At 28.8% G+C, this 846-nt stretch carries 1 protein-coding gene; it reads right to left on the bottom strand.

Going from position 1 to position 846, the window contains the following annotated elements; genetic code table 11:
• Positions 1-126 precede the first annotated feature (126 nt).
• A complete protein-coding gene (locus CBG25_RS18635; protein WP_290608533.1) occupies positions 127-261 on the bottom strand; it encodes a hypothetical protein in 135 nt (44 codons plus the stop codon).
• Positions 262-846 lie beyond the last annotated feature (585 nt).

Raw genomic sequence — 846 nt, 5'->3', positions numbered from 1 at the left:
GTTGTTAAGCTAGAAAACTTAGTAAGCTAAATAATACTATTTGATTAACAATCTGGCTAGGAATGAGTTATTTCCGTCCCTGGCATGAATTTCCGAGCACTTAATTTTTTGGTTTTGGCTTTATAGTTATCCGCTTAATTTCCCCCTTAATTGAGACTGAGTCTGTCGCCGTTGATCTAGGATAACATCTTTTATCATGGGGAAGGCTGCAGTCAGGCTCGTTTGTTGCTGATGATATTGGCCTTGAACTTTCAGTCGCATTATTCTGCTCTGCTGTTGACTCAACATCGTTAATTTGTTCGTCTATAAACACCGTACTCATTGAGATAACGCTATAGCCAAGCAGGATTATGGAAATAAATAGTTTAGATAATAGTTTCATTACGCTTTCCTCCTCATTAAATAATAATGATAATTATTATTTAATGATTGATGAACATTGCACCAATGAAAATGCTTTCCTAAATAAAATTTACGGTTAATAATATTAATAGATTGATTACTACTGTTTTAACGGCTATATATTAGTATTGCTAAGGTAACAAATACCAATAAGATTTATAAAATTGACAGAGTTGTTTTGATTTTGCTGTATTACATTCTTAATGATAGAACAATAGATGAATTGGTTTAAAAAATCATCTTGTAATACTGTGGTTTTAAAACAATGGTATGTTCATTGTTTGATTGAATTATATTTTTATTAAATTTGATAAGCTTTTTATTTTCGTGCTGTTATTAGATATTTATTATTATAAAAAACGCGGTATTTAAATATCTAATACCGTTCATTACGATGATAATAATTAAAAATATTTATATTTTCATTATTGATTGAATTTTATT

It is taken from the genome of Arsenophonus sp. ENCA, from assembly GCF_002287155.1.
Classification (GTDB): Bacteria; Pseudomonadota; Gammaproteobacteria; order Enterobacterales; family Enterobacteriaceae; genus Arsenophonus; species Arsenophonus nilaparvatae.
The sequence above is the reverse complement of the archived record's forward strand: the minus strand, read 5'-3'. Positions and strand labels throughout refer to the sequence as shown.

Coding starts and splice junctions, on each gene's coding strand:
- CBG25_RS18635 (WP_290608533.1), bottom strand. CDS start 261: ATGCGACTGAAAGTTCAAGGCCAATATCATCAGCAACAAACGAGCCTG.